Origin of the sequence: Pseudomonas vlassakiae (assembly GCF_014269035.2) — a bacterium.
In the GTDB taxonomy this organism is placed as follows: Bacteria; Pseudomonadota; Gammaproteobacteria; order Pseudomonadales; family Pseudomonadaceae; genus Aquipseudomonas; species Aquipseudomonas vlassakiae.
Genome location: NZ_JABWRP020000066.1, coordinates 1 through 340 on the forward strand (window position 1 = coordinate 1; position 340 = coordinate 340).

The following is a 340-nucleotide window of genomic DNA, read 5'->3' on the forward strand; positions in this document are numbered from 1 at the left end:
TCACCAAGTTGGCCTGATGAACCGATCTCCGTACAGAATCGCAAATTGATTCATCGCGCTTTTCCAATCATGGGCCGGTTTTCCCCAATTGGCTGTTATGTTGCGTAGTCCCAGCCAAATCAGTTTGGTCGCTGCGTCATCATTCGGGAAATGCCCACGGGTCTTGATCACCTTGCGTAGCTGGGCGTTGATGCTCTCGATGGCGTTGGTGGTGTAGATCACCTTCCGGATGGCGGGCGGGAAAACAAAGAATGGAATTACGCGATCCCAAGCCCGTCTCCAAGCCGCTACCACGGTTGGATATTTCTCACCCCACGGCCCGTTCTCGAACTCATCGAGT

The 340-nt window shown here is 53.5% G+C and carries 1 protein-coding gene; it reads right to left on the reverse strand.

What is annotated here, in order from left to right; all coding sequences use genetic code 11:
• Positions 1–340, reverse strand: a 340-nt coding sequence (locus HU738_RS25805) for a transposase (RefSeq protein ID WP_186605057.1), incomplete at its 5' end; no start/stop codon positions are given.